This is a genomic window from Spirosoma foliorum (assembly GCF_014117325.1).
In the GTDB taxonomy this organism is placed as follows: Bacteria; Bacteroidota; Bacteroidia; order Cytophagales; family Spirosomataceae; genus Spirosoma; species Spirosoma foliorum.
In genome coordinates this window covers 1,202,208-1,220,563 of the sequence record NZ_CP059732.1, presented here as the reverse complement: position 1 = coordinate 1,220,563, position 18,356 = coordinate 1,202,208, and the positions used below count along the sequence as shown (strand labels likewise).

The window sequence follows — 18,356 nt, the reverse complement described above, 5'->3', positions numbered from 1 at the left end:
TTCACGTTAGAGCGTGTTTGGAAATTGAAAAGTAGTGGTAGTGGGGTCAACTTTGTGGTCGCCAAACTACAGAGCCATGACCAAACAGTGGGGGCACTGACCGACTACCAGTGGAACGCAATTTTGGACTAGCAAGAGTACAGTGGATAGTTTTTTAAGCGGCCATTGCAGTAGTGAAAAAATAGGTTTCTTGTTGACTGGGTGTTCTGTGACGCAATGTCGAATGTTTCCGTCGACGGTTATACCAACTCTCGATATACTCAACGAGAGCTAACCGAGCTGCTACACGTGTGGCAAAATGCACACGGTTAACCAACCGCCACGGCGGACCGTGGGAAATAAGTGAGCGTTTCCCTTTATGAACTGGAGTATCTCTCGTCGGTCCTGGAGAAGATGCTGACGGCCTTCTTTACCATATCGCGTGGCTTCGGCCATCCGATCCAATTAAGCTTCTTACAGCTCTCGTTGCAATTGTCGGATCTGTTGCTGCTCAGGGGTAAGCGTGGAACTGGGGGGGGTTGGTTTGACTTGCTTTTTTGGAGCGTTGTGGTCACTTACTGATTCGGCCTGGATCGACACCCAGTTCACGGTCGGCCCGCCGATGCGGCCGCATCTTGGATCGAGCCTTTAGCATACGATAACTCGACAGCCATCTCTTTAAAGGCTTCGTCAAACACACACGGTCCGCCGTGCGGTCGTTTAGTCATAGTTACATTGGATTTTGCCCCAAAGCTGCCTAAAAGCAGTACCCAGTCAAATGTAGCATGTCCACTTGACGCCTTTACCCTGAATTTGCTCACCAACGACGAAGTCATCGCCATCGATCAGGACCCTCTAGGTAAATCGGCCCGATTGGTGCAGGAAGAAAATGGCATTCAAACCTGGATCAAACCGCTGGAAGACGGGTCATTTGCCGTCGGCTTATTCAATGTGGGCGACTTTGGAAAAACTCCAGAATCCTACTTTCGCTGGGGCGACGAAACGGCTAAATCATTCACAATGGACTTCACAAAAGTGGGCTTAAAAGGAGCATATCGCTTACGCGATGTGTGGCGACAAAAAGACGTTGGTATCTTTACTGATTCATTCAAAACCGAGATCAGGCATCACGGCGTTGTATTGCTTCGAATGTTTCCAGGAAAGTAACCCAAAATCAGTCAGAAACATGACTAAGAAAAGATCATTTAAAGTAGCATTTGCCTCATTAGTAACGCTTTCCATTTTCATGGCAGGCTTCAGAATCAGTACGTACAAAGCGCCCGGAATCTCACTCGAAAACTACACCATAGAAGATGGTTTTCAGTTGAAGTTGATCGCTTCTGAGTCATTACTAAAAGCCCCCGTCAGTCTGGATTTTGACGATAAGGGGCGAATGTGGGTGGTTGAAATGATCAATTATATGCCCAATCTCGAAGGAATCGGCGAAGACGAACCTACGGGCAAGATTTCTATCCTGGAAGATCTGAATAAAGACGGTGTGGCCGATCATGCCAAAGTGTTTTTAGACAAGCTCGTTCTGCCAAGAGGGCTGGCGCATGTTTACGGCGGCCTACTCTACGTAGATGGCCCCAAACTTTGGTTTGTCGAAATAAAAAATGACAAGCCGGGAAAAAAAACGCTGGTCGACCCGGTTTATGCCGAAGGAGGCAATGTCGAGCATTCGTCTAATGGCCTGATGATGAACGTCGATAACTGGATTTACAATGCCAATTACAATTTCCGGTACCAGTTAAGAAACGGGAAATGGATCAAAGAACCGACGTCGGCTCGTGGGCAATGGGGAATTACGAGAGACAATTTTGGGCGGCTGTATTACAATAACAACTCGGTCAATTTACAGGGAGATTATGTGTTGCCCAACAAAATCATCCGGAACAAGTATTTCAAACCGACTATCGCTGAAAACAAGCGTTTAGCCAGTAATCGGGTATTTCCAATCCATCAAACATCGGTCAATCGGGGTTATCAGGAAGGCATTCTGGATGACAAAGGCTATCTAGTAAACGTCACGGCATCCTGTGGACCCTTGGTATACCGGGGTGGAATTTTCCCGGAAGCCTACAATCAAAATGCGTTTGTCTGTGTTCCCGAAGCCAATCTGATCAAACGAAATGTGTTGCATTTTGACGGCCTTCAAACAACCGCCAGCCAGGCAATAGAAGGCAAAGAATTTATAGCGTCTACCGACGAAGGTTTCCGTCCGGTCAATTTGTTTACCGGTCCCGATGGAGCCATGTATATCGTCGATATGCACCGGGGTATCATTCAACACAAGGCCTACATTTCGCAATACCTGACAGAACAACTGGCCGCGAAAAAACTGGATACGTTACAAAATGCAGGACGTATTCTAAAAGTAACCAGCAAAACAATCAAGCCCAACACAGTCCCCGACTTATCGAAGGCTTCGAGCACCCAGTTAGTGGCTTTACTCAGTCACCCAAACGGTTGGTTAAGAGATCGCTCTCAACAACTGCTGATTCAAAAGAAAGACCTTTCGGTTGTCGGCCAGCTTACCAAACTAACCCGGATAACCAATTCGTTTGCAACGGCTATCCATGCTCTTTACGTGCTCGATGGCTTGAACGCCCTGTCGTTTGAAAGCCTGACAGAACTAATCAACCAATCGAAAAATCCAGAAACAATTGCTCATGCCTTAGGTCTTCTGGAGCGATTCGCCACAGCGCCACGCGTCGCTAAAATGAAAGCGATCAGCACGCAATTGCTGGCTCAGAATAATGAAACAATAGACCTATATCTGTCGATGTCACTAAGCTCCTGGCTCAATCTGTCGGAGACTAGTTTTCTGCCTATTCTGGCCGAAATCGACAAAAAGCACACGAGCCAGGGCATTTTTCAGGAGGCTATTACGAGTGGACTTAGCGGTAAAGAAGACGTGTATCTGGCATCGATGAACCCAGGCGATCAGCTCAAAAAGAACTTAACCTTGGCTGTAACTAATCGACAGAAAAAAGAGATGAACCCCATCTTTGTAGCTGAAAAAAATGACGTCGATCCCCGCACAAAAGGGTTGAAACTTTTCCGAAGTATTTGCGCGACTTGCCACGGTGCTGATGGCAAAGGCATTCAGGATTTGGCCCCACCGCTCAAAGACTCGGAATACATTAATGGATCGACGAAACGCCTGGCTGCCATGATTTTACATGGTGTGAGTGGGCCAATTCACGTCAACGGAAAGCTCTACCAATTAAACAACGAAATGCCCGCGCTGATCAATAACAAGGAAATCAGTGATCAGGATATTGCCGACATCATTCGATTTACCCAGAATGCATTTGCGAAGGAGGGAAAAGGGATTACGAATGAAGACGTCAAAAAAATGAGAGATAAAAAGCCGTCTGGCAACGGCATTTTTACCGAAAAGCAATTGCTGGAAGGCGATTTTGATAAGTGACGGTGGTGTCGGTTACTTATAACCGACACCACGTTCCGTAATGTTGCCAAAACATCAACCTCCTATGCCTACACCAGTTTTATATAAGCTCGTAGTACGCTCGTTTTTCGTGACGCTGGGCATGCTGGCTGTCTGGTGGGGCCTCGATTCATTTTTCAACGGCTCGGTTTGGGACGGCATGGTTGTCAGCAAATCGGCACTCGTGGTTGAATATTGCGAGTTCAATCATGTCGACAAATTCTTTCATCAACCCATGAATACGTATTCCAATCTGGCGTATTTCTTCTTTGGGGTGTTGATCGTACAAATTGCCTACGACGATTATAAAAATGATGGTTTGAAGCGCCAAAATCGGCTGGAATCGTTTCCGATGCTGTCGGCGTTAATGGGTATCTGCTTTATTTATTTAGGTTTTGGCAGCGCGTTTTTTCACGCATCACTCACCTACATTGGCCAACGGGTCGATATGAACGGCACTTACGGAATCACGCTGGTACTAGTCAGTATCGGACTCTATCACGTCTTATATAAAGTCAGGTTCACACAACCCGTCAAAACCATCTGGACTGTCTCGCTGGTGATCCTGATTATCCTGTTTTTGAAAATTGCCTTACTGATTCCAAGCTCCAAATTATTACCCGGCCTGATACTGGCTCTGCTGGTGTGCATCGCCATCAATTACTTCCAGTTCAGAAAAGAACGGTCAGGATTAGTTGGCATTGCAAGCCTTGTATTGATGGTAATTGCCGTCAGGTTCCGCACGTTGGATGTACAGAAAATTGGTTGCGATCCGCACTCGTTGATTCAAGGTCATTCCATCTGGCATTTGCTTACAGCTCTCAGCAGCGTTTGCAGTTATTCCTTTTTTCGATTTGCTGGCAGGAAAAGTAGTTTTTAAACCCAGAGTTACAGAGAACCTAAAGAAATGAATACAGAATTTATCGTGGCGTCGGGTTCTAAAACCTCTCTATGTCAAATGCTTACATCTGACACCACACGTTAAATCTGTTTGAGTCCTCTGTGGCTCTGTGTTCAAACAAACACTATAACCTCCCGCAGATGGCGATATCTTAAACAAACCTAATGATGCCATCTTGTATCTCCAGAAAAGTCGTGAGGTTTATAACGCCTTTCAGTTTGTATTTCGCTACAGCAAAACGAGCCTGATTCACGATGGCGATAGCACAACACAACCGCTAAATAATCCTCTTAGAAACATGGTCAGATCCATCAAATTAGCTATCGTCGCACTGATCGTCGGCAGTGGAATTCTTTGCCTCAGTATGGCAAATCAGAAACAGCAAGCACCCAACATTGTCTATATTCTGGCCGATGATCTGGGCTATGGCGATGTATCCGTTTATAATCCGACAGGGCAGATACCTACTCCTAACATTGACAAACTGGCCGCCCAGGGTATGCGCTTTACCGACGCTCACTCCCCATCGTCGGTCTGCACCCCTACCCGATATGCGCTCCTGACAGGCCGTTATCCCTGGCGTAGTCGTTTACCCGTGGGCGTTTTGCGAGGCTATAGTCGAACTTTAATTGAAGCCGACCGGGCAACCGTGGCTTCCTTCTTAAAAAGCAAAGGATACCAGACAGGTGTGGTTGGCAAGTGGCATTTAGGATTGGACTGGGAGCTAAAAAAGGGGAATGAAGGGCTTTTAGCCTCGGCAGATTATGGGATCAAAAATGAGATGGATACCGCCGTCATCGACTTCTCCCGAAAGCCCGCGCAAGGCCCGAATACGATTGGGTTTGACTACTCCTACATCCTTCCCGCTTCGCTGGATATGCCTCCCTACTGTTACCTTGAAAATCAGAAGCTGATCGAATTACCGACGGGGTATACCGATGGAAATAAGCTACAAACGGGGTATACCGGACCATTCTGGCGTGCCGGAAAAATGTCGCCCTCCTTCGATTTTTACGACGTACTACCCACGTTTATTAGCAAAGCCACCGATTTCCTGAAAAAGCAAACCCGTCAGAAACCGTTCTTTCTCTACTTGCCTTTGTCGGCACCCCACACGCCCTGGGTACCCTCCAATAATTACAAGGGTAAATCAAAAGTAGGCGAGTACGGTGACTTTGTGCAACAGGTAGATGCAGCCGTTGGCGAAGTAGTAAAAACGCTGGAACAATCGGGTTTGGCCGACAATACGATAGTCGTTTTTGCCAGTGATAACGGTCCTTATTGGCGGGAAAGCTTTGTAAAACAATTCAATCACAAAGCCGCTGGGGCGTTTCGGGGTATGAAAGGAGATGCCTTTGAAGGTGGTCACCGTATACCATTTATCGTCCGCTGGCCGGGTAAGGTAAAAGCGGGCGCGGTGAGTAACGCCACTACCACTTTAGCCAATCTACTGGCAACCTGCAAAGAGATTCTGGGCGACAAAACGCCAAATCCAGAAGACACATACAGTATTTTGCCCGTATTGCTGGGGAAAGCCCAACAGGTTCCGAATCAGCCAGCCGTCGTTCATAGTTCTTCCATCGGCTATTTTGCCATCCGAAAAGGCGATTGGAAACTCATTGAAGGGCTCGGTTCAGGTGGATTTACGGAGCCGAGAGATGTGAAACCTGTGGCGGGAGAGCCTACCGGGCAACTCTACAATCTGGCAACCGATCAACTGGAAACAACCAACGTATACCAACAAAATCCAGAGAAGGTAAAAGAGTTAACAGCGCTCTTAAATCAAATTAAACAAGGAAAAACGAGGTAGTACAAGGCTAGTTTTATCATCCCGACGCAGGAGGGATCTTAAGATCTCTTAGTGTTCAAACAAGTAGACTTTAAGATGCTTCCTACGTCAGCATGACAAAACTAGCGCCTATAATTCACGATCTATAAACTACTAAAGCCGATCTATTCGATCGAGAATTGACCGAAACCAATCTTCAAAAAATCCTATACGTATCTCTAGAGAACACTATACGTTACTACACAAAATTTAGTCAGTCAGCAAAAATTTTTGTGTGTTGTTTATGGCTAAACCCTTTTTCAAAAAGAGGATTTTAAGCATATACAATAAAATATTAAATTTTCAACTAGCTGTATATGAGCCTATTTGAAAATAAAATGATTTAAAAATTTGTTTTTATAAAATAATCGTTTCTACCTTTGAAGCACATTTCAATTACTACCTGCAAAGTAGTTGTTATTTATACAGATAAAGCTTTGGGCGAATGATTTCGGCTTTCTGTAGCGCCGTAACATTAGATCAGTGCTAATTTTCCAACCTATAAATAACCAGTTATATGCGAATGCATTTTACGCTTTGTTGTAGTATCTACAGGGAAAGTCCCCAGACCCTTTCCAGATTTCACTTCTGTTGACACGTTACTAGTTATCCATCAGTCTTGTCATTGCAGTTCGCCATCTCGCTTTGCTGCAACTCTTCATCAACAACATTTTTTTTCATCATATTACTATATAAAATCCATATAGTATATGTATTTATAGAAGCTAGAAACGCATGATAAATTATCCCTTCTGATTCTGTGGTGTGTGGCAATCTCTGTTTTCAAAAAGAAAGGCGTCTACTTTTGAAATGCAGGCTCTTCAGTCGACTACTATTCTTACTAAAAACAGAGGTGCCCACCCACGGAATCAGAAGGAACAAATTCTCCTAAAACAACTCATGGCTGCCGAAGACGTAAAAATTCTAGCAAAGAAAATTGGTGTAAGCCTGCTGGTTTACGCCATCCCACTAGCTATCCTAAGCGGTGGACTTTTGCTTATCAAATCACTACTATTCAATTAATTACCACAACAATGGCTCTCGATCAATCCTTATCAAAGAAGATTATTCGCGATGGGCTGATTAGCATAATCCTCTATGCACTGCCCGTCGTCGCGTTGGTTATCTGGTTTAGCTATACCGGCGAAACACCCTGGAAAAATCCGATCAAGGATTACGCGCATGTTTCAGCACCGGCCTTCCTGACATTCCTGGAACCCGTTTTCAAGAATCTGAAATCATGGGGTTTTATAGCGTTAGCCCTGGGTTTGGGCACGCTGGAATTCGCCCTGGGACTTTACGACAACAAGTGGACATCGACCGAGCGTAAAATCGATATCGTCTGTTTTCTGGCTCCCAAGTTTCTGATTCCACCGGTAGTTGCGTATTTCAGCCTAACGCTCTTGCCAACGCTACTCCCCGGCTACGCCAACATTTTCTCATGGGTACCTTTCTGGGGTGGCTTCTTCCTGATTGCCGTAGCCGATGACCTGACGCAGTATTGGTATCACCGGTTACATCATCAAATTCCGTTTATGTGGCGTTTCCACCGGACGCACCATTCGGCCCCTTACATGGGTATGGCAATGGCCAGTCGGCAGAACTTTATTTACACGATCTTCTTCTCCCAAACCTACCTGACAGCGACCCTCATTTACCTCGGATTGGGCTATCCAGCTTTGTTCGTAACGGCGATTAAAAGCTTAATTACCATGACGGCGCATAGCAGTATTGCCTGGGATAAACCCTTCTACAAATACCGGATTTTACACCCCGTCGCCTGGGTATTGGAGCGGCTCATTTCTACGCCAGCTACGCACCATGCCCACCACGCCGACACCACTGACGACGGCATTGGAAACTACAAAGGCAACTTTGGTAATATGTTTTTCCTCTGGGATGTCATTTTTGGCACCGGGCTAATCACTCGCCAGTACCCGACCTCCTACGGTATCAAATTTTACAAAGAGGAAGAATGGTACGCTCAGTTTCTGTGGCCAATCTTCAAATCGAAAAAAGAAGGTAGTGAGCTGGCAGCCGATGGCCCTGAGGTGGGCGATGAAGTAGTGGCAGAGCCTACCCCTAATCTGGTAAGTGCCTAACAAACAAGACCTATGTTCTCAATTCAATCCGTTATTCCCGCTACTGCTTTATTGATCGCCAGTGTGGCTTTCATGACAAAGCCGGGAGTAACCAATAAAAAGTCGGCCAAGGTTCCTCAGAAGTCGATGGCGCTCTGTGGTGCCTCAACGTGCAAGGTGCCATCTCGAGCCGTCGCCTTACGAACGAGCCTGGTATCAACTACATCCAAAGAATCGACTACTGCCGATATGGTGCTCATTAAAAGGAGTAATTTCCAGATGGGTACAGCCGATTTCCCGGATGCAAAACCCGTACATACCGTAACTGTAGCTAGTTTCTGGATGGACACCCACGAAGTGACCAACGCTCAGTTTGAGGCCTTTGTAAAAGCTACGGGTTATCGTACAGTAGCTGAACGCCCGCTAAATCCGGCTGATTATCCGGGCGTACCCGCCGATAAGTTAGTGCCCGGTTCGGCGGTATTTACCCCACCCACCCAGGCCGTTTCATTGCAAAATCCCTTGCAATGGTGGCAATACGTAGCAGGTGCCAACTGGCGGCATCCACTTGGTCCTCAGAGTAATCTGGTTGGAAAAAGCAATGAGCCCGTGGTGCAGGTGTGTTACGAAGATGCTGCCGCTTATGCCCGATGGGCGGGTAAACGCTTACCAACTGAAGCCGAATGGGAGTTTGCGGCACGGGCAGGCCGGAAGAACACAACCTACTACTGGGGCAATACCCTAAAGCCAAACGGGAAATGGGTAGCGAATATCTTCCAGGGATCGTTTCCCAACAAAAACTCACTGGAAGATGGCTTCAAAACAGTAGCTCCGGTTAAAACCTTTCCTGCGAATCCAAATGGTTTGTACGATATGGATGGTAACGTCTGGGAGTGGTGCAGCGATTTGTACCGACCCGATTATTACCAGAAAAGTCCCACAGCTAATCCGAAAGGCCCAAATGACAGCTACGATCCCGACGAACCTGGAACGGTGAAACACGTACAACGTGGCGGATCATTTCTGTGCAGCGACCAATACTGTACCCGCTATAAGGCAGGCAGCCGAGGAAAAGGCGAAACAACAAGCGCCAGTAATAATCTAGGATTCCGTTGTGTTCGTACAGCCTCAACCCCTCAGAATTTATAAATGAAAAATGAAAAATGGACAATGTTTGAGTTGCTGACCACTCAAAGAACCATTATACATTTTGCATTATGAATTGTATAGTTTAACAATTCCCATATAATAAAAAAGCCAGCTCTGTTGCAGCAGGGCTGGCTGGTCAAAACAAGGCTCGGAGGCAACCGAATTTGAGCAGTCGTTGGCACGACTAGCCCAGCACCTTATTGTTTATCTAACCAGTACAAAACAATGAATAAAAGTTTAATTTTTTTACTGTGGGTTTGGATTCTTACCCAACCTTCCTCTCTTTTTGCACAAGGTACAACACCCGTTATTAACTCTACCCTGACCGGTAAGGTCGTGGATGCCAAAACAAAAGAGCCCCTGATTGGCGCTACCATTCAGATAAAAGGCATTACCAATGGGGCCTCTACAGATGTCAACGGGAAGTTTACGCTGAAAACGGCCCAGACATTACCGTTTACGCTTATCGTTACGTATGTCGGTTACAAGACCCGTGAAGTCGCGGCTGTTTCGAATACTATCGACATTGAACTGGAGGAAAATCTTGGCCAATTAAGTGAAGTTGTCGTGGTAGGTTACGGGACGGTCAAACGCAGCGACATCACGGGCTCGATTGCCTCCGTTCCCCTGGAAATTAAATCACAGCCAGTTGTCTCACTTGAACGACTACTCCAGGGGTCCATTGCCGGGGTGACGGTTACGCAAACATCTGGTCAGCCAGGTGGTGGGGTGAGCGTTCAGGTCAGAGGGAGCAACTCGATTACGGCGGGTAGTGATCCGCTTTATGTGATCGATGGCTTCCCGATCAATAACGATTATGGCGTAAGCGATGCTGGCGTTACCGATGGCCCAAAAATAAATCCGTTATCGTCTCTGAATACAGCTGACATTGAGTCTATTGACGTCCTAAAAGATGCCTCTGCAACGGCAATTTATGGCTCGCGGGGAGCCAATGGGGTCGTTATCATTACGACAAAAGGGGGATCAGCCAAAAAATCCACGATTAGCTACGATGCCTATTATGGGCAGCAACAGGTAATCCGAACACTACCCCTACTGAATGCCAGAGAGTGGTGGTTACTTCGAAAAGATGCGGCAATTAACTCGGGCAAAACGCCTACCTTACCTAGTGTTTCTGGCTATTCTTTAGATACCACGGGTGCCGGAACCGACTGGCAGGCGGCTGGATTCCGTAAAGCGGCCCAGCAAAGTCATAGCCTCTCCATCTCCTCTGGATCGGATAAAACCCGATTAGGCATTTCGTTTAACTACTTCAAGCAGGATGGGGTACTCCAGAATACGGACTTCAAACGAATGTCGGCACGAGTCAATATTGATCATAACTACAGCAAAAACCTGCGTCTTTCGGCCAGTATTACCGGAAGCAACACCAAAGCGAATGTGGCTCCGGCGGCCATTGTTGGCGCTTTAATTTTAACGCCACCTGCGCTGCCAGTTTATCAGGACAATGGCACATTCGTTAAAAATAGCCCGTTCGAAACGGTCTACGCCAACCCTATCAACTCGTTGATGAATCAGATCAACCAGACATCTACAAATCGGTTTCTAGGCAATTTTTCGGTTGAATACACCTTTTTTGAGGGGTTGAAAGCAAAGGTCCTGGTGGGTGCTGACGTCGTGGATAACAAACAGAATCGGTACCTCCCGATCTCTACTTACGAAGGCTCAGCCCTGAATGGCGATGCGCTGGTGGGCTCTATTTTCACCACCAACTGGCTGAATGAAAATACACTCAGCTACGATAAGCACTTTGGGGGTAAGCATTCGTTGAATACGGTTGTCGGCTTCACGGCCCAACAGTCAAAAACAAGAGGTTCTGTGGCCGAAGCCGCCGGGTTTACCTCAGACGCCCTGACGTTCAATAACCTGGGAACCGGCATTACCAATCGAACCCCCGCTTCGTCGGCCATCGACTGGTCGCTAGCTTCTTACTTAGGCCGAATCAATTATGTTTATGACGAACGGTACCTGTTTACGGCTACCTTCCGCGCCGATGGTTCGTCGAAATTTGGCGATGGGAACAAATGGGGCTATTTCCCCTCGGCAGCTGTCGGCTGGAACATCAGCAATGAAAAATTCTTTAGTGAAGTTCGCCATGTTAGTTCGGCCAAACTTAGGCTAAGTGCGGGCTCAACGGGGAACCAGAATATCCCTCCCTATCAATCACTGGCCCAGTTAACGTACTATCCCTACAATTTTTCGGGCTCTACCGTCTCTGGCTATGCACCAAGTACGGTGGCCAACAAGAATTTGAGTTGGGAGAAAACCTTTCAGGTGGACGCAGGTCTGGATGTAGGTTTATTAAACGAGCGTATCCATCTAACGGCCGACTATTACTATAAAAAGACAACAGATCTGCTACTAACCCGTACTGTTCCTGGAACGTCTGGTTTATCGGATGTCTATAATGGTCAGGGATCGACAACCTATCAAAATGTTGGTGCCGTATCCAACCAGGGTATCGAGTTAAATATTAACTCCCGAAACATCACCGGACCCTTTAAGTGGACGACCATCCTGATTTATGCCAAGAACACGAATAAGATTCTGAGCCTTGGCGATGGAGTTGATCAATATATCCCATCCAGTTCAGCACCTTCCATCGCGAAAGTTGGCCATCCCCTTGGCTCATTCATCGTGTATCAAACCGATGGACTGATTCAACAGGATACGAAACCCCTGACTCCGCAAGCCAACAACAAACCCGGTGGCCAACAGTATAAAGATCTGAATGGCGATGGCCTGATTACCCAGGCGGGTGACCGGATTGTGATTGACAACCAGATCAAGTTTACGGCTGGTCTAACAAACACGTTTAGTTACAAAGGTTTTGATCTGTCGATTTTCTTCCAGGCTTCAGTAGGTGGTAAACTCTACAATGTTAACCGGGCTAACCTTGAATTAGGTACTGGCTACACCAATTTCTCAAAAGTCATGCTGGATCGGTGGACGCCTACGCATACCAATACAGACGTGAAAGCAGCTTATCAGGACCCGGCCATTACTATTTCGGATCGGTTCATTGAGGATGCTACCTACTACCGACTGAAAAACGCTTCGTTTGGCTATACGGTCCCTAAAACAGTCATTGCTAAAGTAGGTCTCCAGGGTTTACGGGTGTATGTATCAGCGCAAAACGCGGCTACCTGGACCAAGTATACCGGCTTTGACCCAGAAGTTAGCTCAAGCGGACAAAGCCTGATTAATCGGGGCGTAGATGATGGCGTCTATCCCAACAATAAGTCCTATCTGGCAGGCGTGTCCATCACCTTCTGATTAATTCGTTTAACCGTGCACAATCATGAAAAAATACTCCTATAGTTTACTACTTATAGCGGCTTTCCTCACCAGTTCCTGCAAGGAATTTCTGAAAGAACAACCCGAATCGATCATTTCAGAAGACCAGTACTATAAAACGGAATCGGATGCGGTAACAGCCATCAACGCGGCTTATTTCTTTCTGAATACGGCTAAAGTACAATCGCCTTATAATACCTTGTTCAATACAGGGATGAATATGGCCGGTGATGACGAAGATCCAGGGCCGGGGGCAACCAACCCCGATGTTCGGTCGCTATCCGTTTTAGCGCATTCAACCAGTAACCTTCGGGTGTACGAACTCTGGCAACAACACTATGCGGCCATTCGGAAAGCCAATGTCGTGCTGGCCAAAGTACCTGCCATTCCGTTTTCGGTACCCGCTACGAAAGATCGGATTCTGGGCGAAGCTAAATTTTTACGGGCCCTGTTTTACTTCAATCTGGTCCGTTTATACGGCGACGTTCCCTTAGTGACTGATTATCAAAACTACGTGTATGCCTCCGATTACGCCGTTGCCCGCACGCCCTCGGCCGATGTATATGCGCAGATCGAAAAGGATCTGACCGAAGCGGCTCAGGTTCTACCCGCTTCCTATAGCGCTCCTGACGCAGGTCGCGCTACGGCGGGTGCGGCCAAGGCGCTACTGGCAAAAGTGTACCTGATCAAGGCCTCCTTACCGTTAAAATTGACCGAAAACTACCAGAAGGCCATTTCGAAAGCCGAAGAGGCTCTATCGCCTGCCGATGGCGGAACGGGTACGTACGGATACGATCTGAAAGCGGACTACTCACAGGTCTTTTTACCCGCGTATAAAAATGGGGCCGAGCACATTTTCTCGGCACAGATGAAGGGCAATTCGTATAGCCAGGGCAACGCTGAAAATCCTCGGGCCATTTTCACCTCGATTCCTGGCCTGACGGGTAACTACGCGCATATGGTTCGATTTTACACGCAGGGCAACGATAAGTTCTTTAATATTTACAAGCTGTATAAAGCCACTGATAAGCGTCGGGATGTCACGTTTGTACGCAACTTTACCAGCCCGTCAAACGGCAAAAAATACGGTCTTCCGATTGCCAATTCAGCGGTAGCCAACGACTCTACCCCCTTCTGGCATAAGTGGTGGGACCCGGCGAACACATCAGTCACCAGTAACTCGGAGGCTAACGTACCCATTATCCGCTATGCCGAATTGCTCCTGATTCATGCGGAAGCCGAAAACGAGGTGAATGGTCCAACCGCCAAAGCCTACAAATCGATCAATCGGGTCCGCAAACGGGCCGGTCTGGCCGACCTGACTGCAGGCTTAAATAAGGATCAATTCCGCGATTCAGTTTATCTGGAGCGTCGACTTGAACTTTCCTATGAATACCAACGCTGGTTCGATCTGATTCGGGAAAAAGATGCGAGTGGAAATGGCATTTTGATCTCCAGCTTACAAAAAGTGGGTAAAACCAATGTTGCGGCCAAACACTATTTATACCCCATTCCGCAAACCGAAATTGACAATAACCCCAAGCTCACTCAGAATGCGGGCTGGTAACGATTCCACCGGTAGGTAGAGTAGCCCGACAAACTGCTCTACCTAACAAATTCACCTTTTGGAATCAATAGAAAAATGAAAGTAAAGTCAGCAATATCGTTATCAATGAGACACTTAGCCTGTATAGCAATCTTTGGTCTGGGTAGTTTCATTAGTCCTGTTCACCCCACCCCCGGCCCCTCTCCTCAAAACCAGGAGAGGGGTGTAGAATCGGCCTTCCCTAGTCCCTCCCTTGAAAACCAAGAGAATGGTGTACAACCAGGCTTTTCTAGCCCCTCCCCTCGTTTTAAGGGGAGGGGTTGGGGTGGGGTAGATTCTGGCAAATCAAATGCCCATCCCCTCAACGTTCTGGTTTTATATTCCGACGACCAACGGTACAACACCATTCATGCCCTGGGCAACAACGTCATACAAACGCCCAACCTCGACCGGCTGGTAAAACAGGGAGTCGCCTTTACACGGGCGCAAACGATGGGTGGTATGCATGGAGCCTTGTGCGTTCCCAGCCGGGCGATGCTTCATACAGGAAGATACCTAAACGACCTGCAAAAAACAGGCGATGTTATTCCTGCCGAACATACTACGTTGCCGGAATACCTGCAAACCAAAGGCTATCAGACCTACGCCATCGGGAAGTGGCACAACGATAAGGCATCCTTCGCCCGGAGTTACACAGGGGGCGCTGCCCTCTATTTCGGCGGTATGCATTTTCCCAAAGATGGCGGTCAGGAACATCCGCAGTTTGTGAATTATGACCCTTCTGGGCAATTCAAGGAGCCGAATCAAAACGCCAGTACCTATTCGTCGGAGCTATACGCCAACGAAGCGATCAAGTTTCTGAACCAGCAAACGACAACCTCTAAACCATTTTATTGCTACGTCGCCTTTACGTCGCCCCACGACCCACGTACCCCAACGGAAAAATACCGAAAACTATATTCTAAGGAACAGGTTCCGCTACCCGCAAATTTCCTCCCCCCAACACCCGTTTGACAATGGTGATTTGTCTGTACGGGATGAAAAGCTACTACCTCGGCCGCTGACTGAAGCCCAGGCCAAAGAGGAACTGGCGTTGTACTACGGGATGATTTCGGAGCTGGACGCGCAAATCGGGCGTATTTTGGATGAACTCGATAAACGAGGATTAACCAAAAATACCCTGATTGTTTTTGCAGGTGATAATGGTCTGGCAGTCGGCAGCCACGGTTTGTTGGGAAAACAAAACGTTTACGAACATAGCATGCGGGTGCCCCTGATCATTAGCGGGCCAACTTTACCGAAAAACCAGCGGGTTGACGCACTGACGTATCTGGCCGATATTTTCCCAACGGTGACGAGTGTGCTTGGCTTCCCGAATCCGCCCACGGTTGAAAGCCAAAGCCTGTTACCGTTTATCAAAAACCCTAAGAAATCAGGCCGCCAGCAGGTCTATTACGCCTATCGTGATTTGCAACGGGCTGTTCGCACCGCCGATAACTGGAAGCTGATCAAATACAACGTCAATCAGCAGCAAACCATCCAGTTGTTTAATCTTAATAACGACCCTTACGAGACAAAGAACTTAGCCGACAATTCGGCCTTTGGGCAAAAGAAACAGCAACTGGAAGCGCTGTTAATCAGCGAAATGAAGATCTATCACGATGCGCTCGACATTACTAAACCTAACTGGGGGAAACAACCCTAAGTGCTCATGAAAAATACTCCTCTTTTATTCACTAAATTCTCAATTGCAGCCTTGGCTTTGCTCGCGACAACAGCGAGTACCAGGGCCCAGTATACGCCCGTCCAACCCAGCAAGGCTACCATCGGCAAAACCGTAGCCGAAACTCAGCAGTGGTGGCCCGAGCGGAAGAAAGCGCCACAGGGTGCTCCAAACGTCGTCTGGATTTTACTGGACGATATTGGTTTCGGGGCAATTAGCTCATTTGGCGGTTTAATCCAGACGCCAACACTAGACAGCCTTGCCTATAACGGCCTTCGCTACACCAATTTTCACACAACGTCAATTTGTGCCCCAACTCGGGCGGCTTTGCTAACGGGTCGAAATCACCATTCGGCACACATGGGTCTTTTCCCGGAAAATGCTGTCGGGACACCAGGCTATGATGCGCAGATTCCGTTTGAAAAAGCGACGATTGCTGAGATTTTGAAGGAGAACGGCTACAATACGTTTGCCCTGGGGAAATGGCATATCACTCCATTGGCCGATCTGACACCAGCCGGACCATTCAATCGCTGGCCAACGGGTCGTGGCTTTGATCACTTTTTCGGATTCCCATCTCGCGGTAGCACCGACCAGTGGCACACCGAGTTTTGGGAAGATACGCGTCGGATAAAAGACCAGCAGAACGGGAAACATTTCAATCAGGTGCTGGCCGACAAAGCGATCGAGTACGTTTCGGAACAGAAATCAGCCGCACCCGACAAGCCTTTCTTTTTGTATCTGGCAACCGGCGCTGGTCATGCCCCGCATCAGGTAGCGAAAGAATGGTCAGACAAATACAAAGGTAAGTTTGATGCCGGTTGGGACGCCTATCGCGAACAGGCATTAGCCAATCAGATTCGCCTGGGTGTTGTTCCCAAAAATACGGTACTGCCTCCCCGTAATCCCGGCATTAAAGCCTGGAACACCCTCTCCGAGCCGGAGAAGAAACTCTATGCCCGTTTCATGGAAGTGTACGCTGGTTTCCTGAGCTACACCGATCACGAAATCGGCCGCGTGGTGAACCATCTGAAGCAAATTGGCCAACTCGATAATACGTTGATTTTCGTGTCGGTTGGCGACAACGGGGCGAGCAAAGAAGGCACGTTTGTCGGTACAGTTAACAACTTCGATCCGGAAATCTCGGATGAAGAACATCTAAAGAAAAACCTGAAAGAGATTGACCTGATCGGTACCGAGTTCGCCAAGGCAAATTACCCATTGGGCTGGGCTGCCGCTACGAACGTACCATTCCGGCAGTGGAAAACGGACGCCAATTCAGAAGGTGGCACCCGAAATCCATTGATCGTTTTTTATCCGAAAGGCATCAAGGAAAAAGGAGCCTTCCGCACGCAATACAGCCACGTCATCGATATTTTGCCAACTACCGTTGAGCTAATCAATGCTCAGATTCCACAAACTATCAATGGCTACAAACAGGATGCTGTTGAAGGAACGAGTCTGGCCTACAGCATCAATGATGCGAAAGCGACTGACCGCCATACGCAGCAGTATTACGAAATTCTGGGCACCCGTTCGATTTATAAAGACGGTTGGAAAGCGGGCACCCTTCACGTAAAGAAGCAGCCGTTCGATCAGGACAAATGGGAGCTGTTCAACATGAATGAAGATTTCAATGAATTGCACGATCTGGCAGCCAGCAATCCCGAAAAACTGAAAGAGTTACGCGAGTTATTTGAAAGCGAAGCGGTTAAGTACAACATCTATCCCTTGAAAGATGGCACTCCCCCCTACCGTTGGACCATCGGCGTATAAAAATCTGAATCAGGTTGTGTTGTATCCGGGCATTCAAACCCTGATCGATATTGCTAGTCCCCTCGCCGGAAAGCAAGCTTTTACACTAACAGCCGACGTAACGATTCCGGCTAACGGAGCCGAAGGAGTATTACTCTCACGGGGTGGTCGGGCTGGCGGACTTACGCTCTTTATACAGGACAAGAAATTGCAGTTTGTCTATAACCTCGGCGACGGCACCAAATACGCAGTCTGGTCGAAGGGTGCATTACCAGCGGGAAAAGCGCAATTGCGTGTCGATGTCCATTTTGATGCCCAGAAAAAAGTTGGCCAGATCGATTTGTATGTCAACGGGACGCAGGAAGCCAAAACAACCTTCGAGCGCAGCATTGCCTCGATCTATTCGCACGAAGGAGTCAACGTTGGTTTTGATGACCTAACCCCCGTTTCGGATTCGTATAAAGTACCATTCGCATTCACAGGCAAAATCAACAAAGTCACCCTCGATTTCGAACCGCCCCAACAATCATATCTGAAAAAGTAACGCGGCTGGAAAGCCGCATTGCTGAGTGATGTCGGTTACTAATAACCGACACTTAGGTTTCTCAAAACCTATTGTCAT

Annotated in this window: 15 protein-coding genes; 13 read left to right on the top strand and 2 right to left on the bottom strand. The window is 47.6% G+C overall.

The genetic code is table 11. From position 1 onward, the window contains the following. Nucleotides 1–154: 154 nt before the first annotated feature. Together H3H32_RS04980 and H3H32_RS37770 are read right to left on the bottom strand one after the other, a co-directional pair. Entirely contained in the window at nt 155–304 is a 150-nt protein-coding gene (locus tag H3H32_RS04980; RefSeq protein WP_182461559.1) for an IS3 family transposase, read from the bottom strand. A gap of 280 nt (nt 305–584) precedes the next feature. Next, a complete protein-coding gene (locus tag H3H32_RS37770; protein ID WP_256432973.1) occupies nt 585–707 on the bottom strand; it encodes a hypothetical protein in 123 nt (40 codons plus the stop codon). Nucleotides 708–714: 7 nt separating this feature from the next. On the opposite strand from H3H32_RS37770, the gene H3H32_RS04975 reads away from it, so the two are divergent. From H3H32_RS04975 to H3H32_RS37315, 13 genes are all read left to right on the top strand, one after another. Then, a complete protein-coding gene (locus H3H32_RS04975) occupies nt 715–1,146 on the top strand; it encodes a hypothetical protein (protein ID WP_309547135.1) in 432 nt (143 codons plus the stop codon). Between the two features lie 19 nt (nt 1,147–1,165). After that, nucleotides 1,166–3,415, top strand: coding sequence for a DUF7133 domain-containing protein (locus H3H32_RS04970; protein WP_182461558.1), 2,250 nt, complete (start codon nt 1,166–1,168; stop codon nt 3,413–3,415). A gap of 64 nt (nt 3,416–3,479) precedes the next feature. Next, nucleotides 3,480–4,313, top strand: a complete 834-nt coding sequence (locus H3H32_RS04965) for a ceramidase domain-containing protein (protein WP_182461557.1) — start codon at nt 3,480–3,482, stop codon at nt 4,311–4,313. Nucleotides 4,314–4,698: 385 nt separating this feature from the next. Further along, a complete protein-coding gene (locus H3H32_RS04960) occupies nt 4,699–6,144 on the top strand; it encodes a sulfatase family protein (protein ID WP_240543661.1) in 1,446 nt (481 codons plus the stop codon). 828 nt (nt 6,145–6,972) lie between these two features. Continuing rightward, nucleotides 6,973–7,185 carry a hypothetical protein gene (locus H3H32_RS04955; RefSeq protein ID WP_182464609.1) on the top strand — a complete coding sequence of 71 codons (213 nt, stop codon included), beginning with the start codon at nt 6,973–6,975 and terminating at the stop codon, nt 7,183–7,185. Between the two features lie 11 nt (nt 7,186–7,196). Beyond that, nucleotides 7,197–8,264 (top strand): sterol desaturase family protein, encoded by a 1,068-nt coding sequence (locus H3H32_RS04950; RefSeq protein WP_182461556.1) that lies wholly within the window; start codon nt 7,197–7,199, stop codon nt 8,262–8,264. Between the two features lie 12 nt (nt 8,265–8,276). Then, a complete protein-coding gene (locus H3H32_RS04945) occupies nt 8,277–9,392 on the top strand; it encodes a formylglycine-generating enzyme family protein (protein ID WP_240543660.1) in 1,116 nt (371 codons plus the stop codon). Between the two features lie 225 nt (nt 9,393–9,617). Further along, on the top strand, nt 9,618–12,689 hold the full coding sequence (locus tag H3H32_RS04940) for a SusC/RagA family TonB-linked outer membrane protein (RefSeq protein WP_182461555.1): 3,072 nt from the start codon (nt 9,618–9,620) through the stop codon (nt 12,687–12,689). Between the two features lie 25 nt (nt 12,690–12,714). Beyond that, entirely contained in the window at nt 12,715–14,277 is a 1,563-nt protein-coding gene (locus H3H32_RS04935) for a RagB/SusD family nutrient uptake outer membrane protein (RefSeq protein WP_182461554.1), read from the top strand. A 105-nt stretch (nt 14,278–14,382) separates the two neighbouring features. Further along, nucleotides 14,383–15,270 (top strand): sulfatase-like hydrolase/transferase, encoded by an 888-nt coding sequence (locus H3H32_RS04930; protein WP_182461553.1) that lies wholly within the window; start codon nt 14,383–14,385, stop codon nt 15,268–15,270. 10 nt (nt 15,271–15,280) lie between these two features. Continuing rightward, on the top strand, nt 15,281–15,961 hold the full coding sequence (locus tag H3H32_RS37765) for a sulfatase/phosphatase domain-containing protein (protein WP_182461552.1): 681 nt from the start codon (nt 15,281–15,283) through the stop codon (nt 15,959–15,961). 6 nt (nt 15,962–15,967) lie between these two features. Further along, nucleotides 15,968–17,755, top strand: a complete 1,788-nt coding sequence (locus H3H32_RS04920; protein WP_182461551.1) for an arylsulfatase — start codon at nt 15,968–15,970, stop codon at nt 17,753–17,755. Next, nucleotides 17,718–18,278, top strand: a complete 561-nt coding sequence (locus H3H32_RS37315) for a LamG-like jellyroll fold domain-containing protein (protein ID WP_182461550.1) — start codon at nt 17,718–17,720, stop codon at nt 18,276–18,278. The genes H3H32_RS04920 and H3H32_RS37315 overlap by 38 nt, the downstream gene beginning before the upstream one ends. The last annotated feature ends 78 nt before the right edge of the window (nt 18,279–18,356 follow it).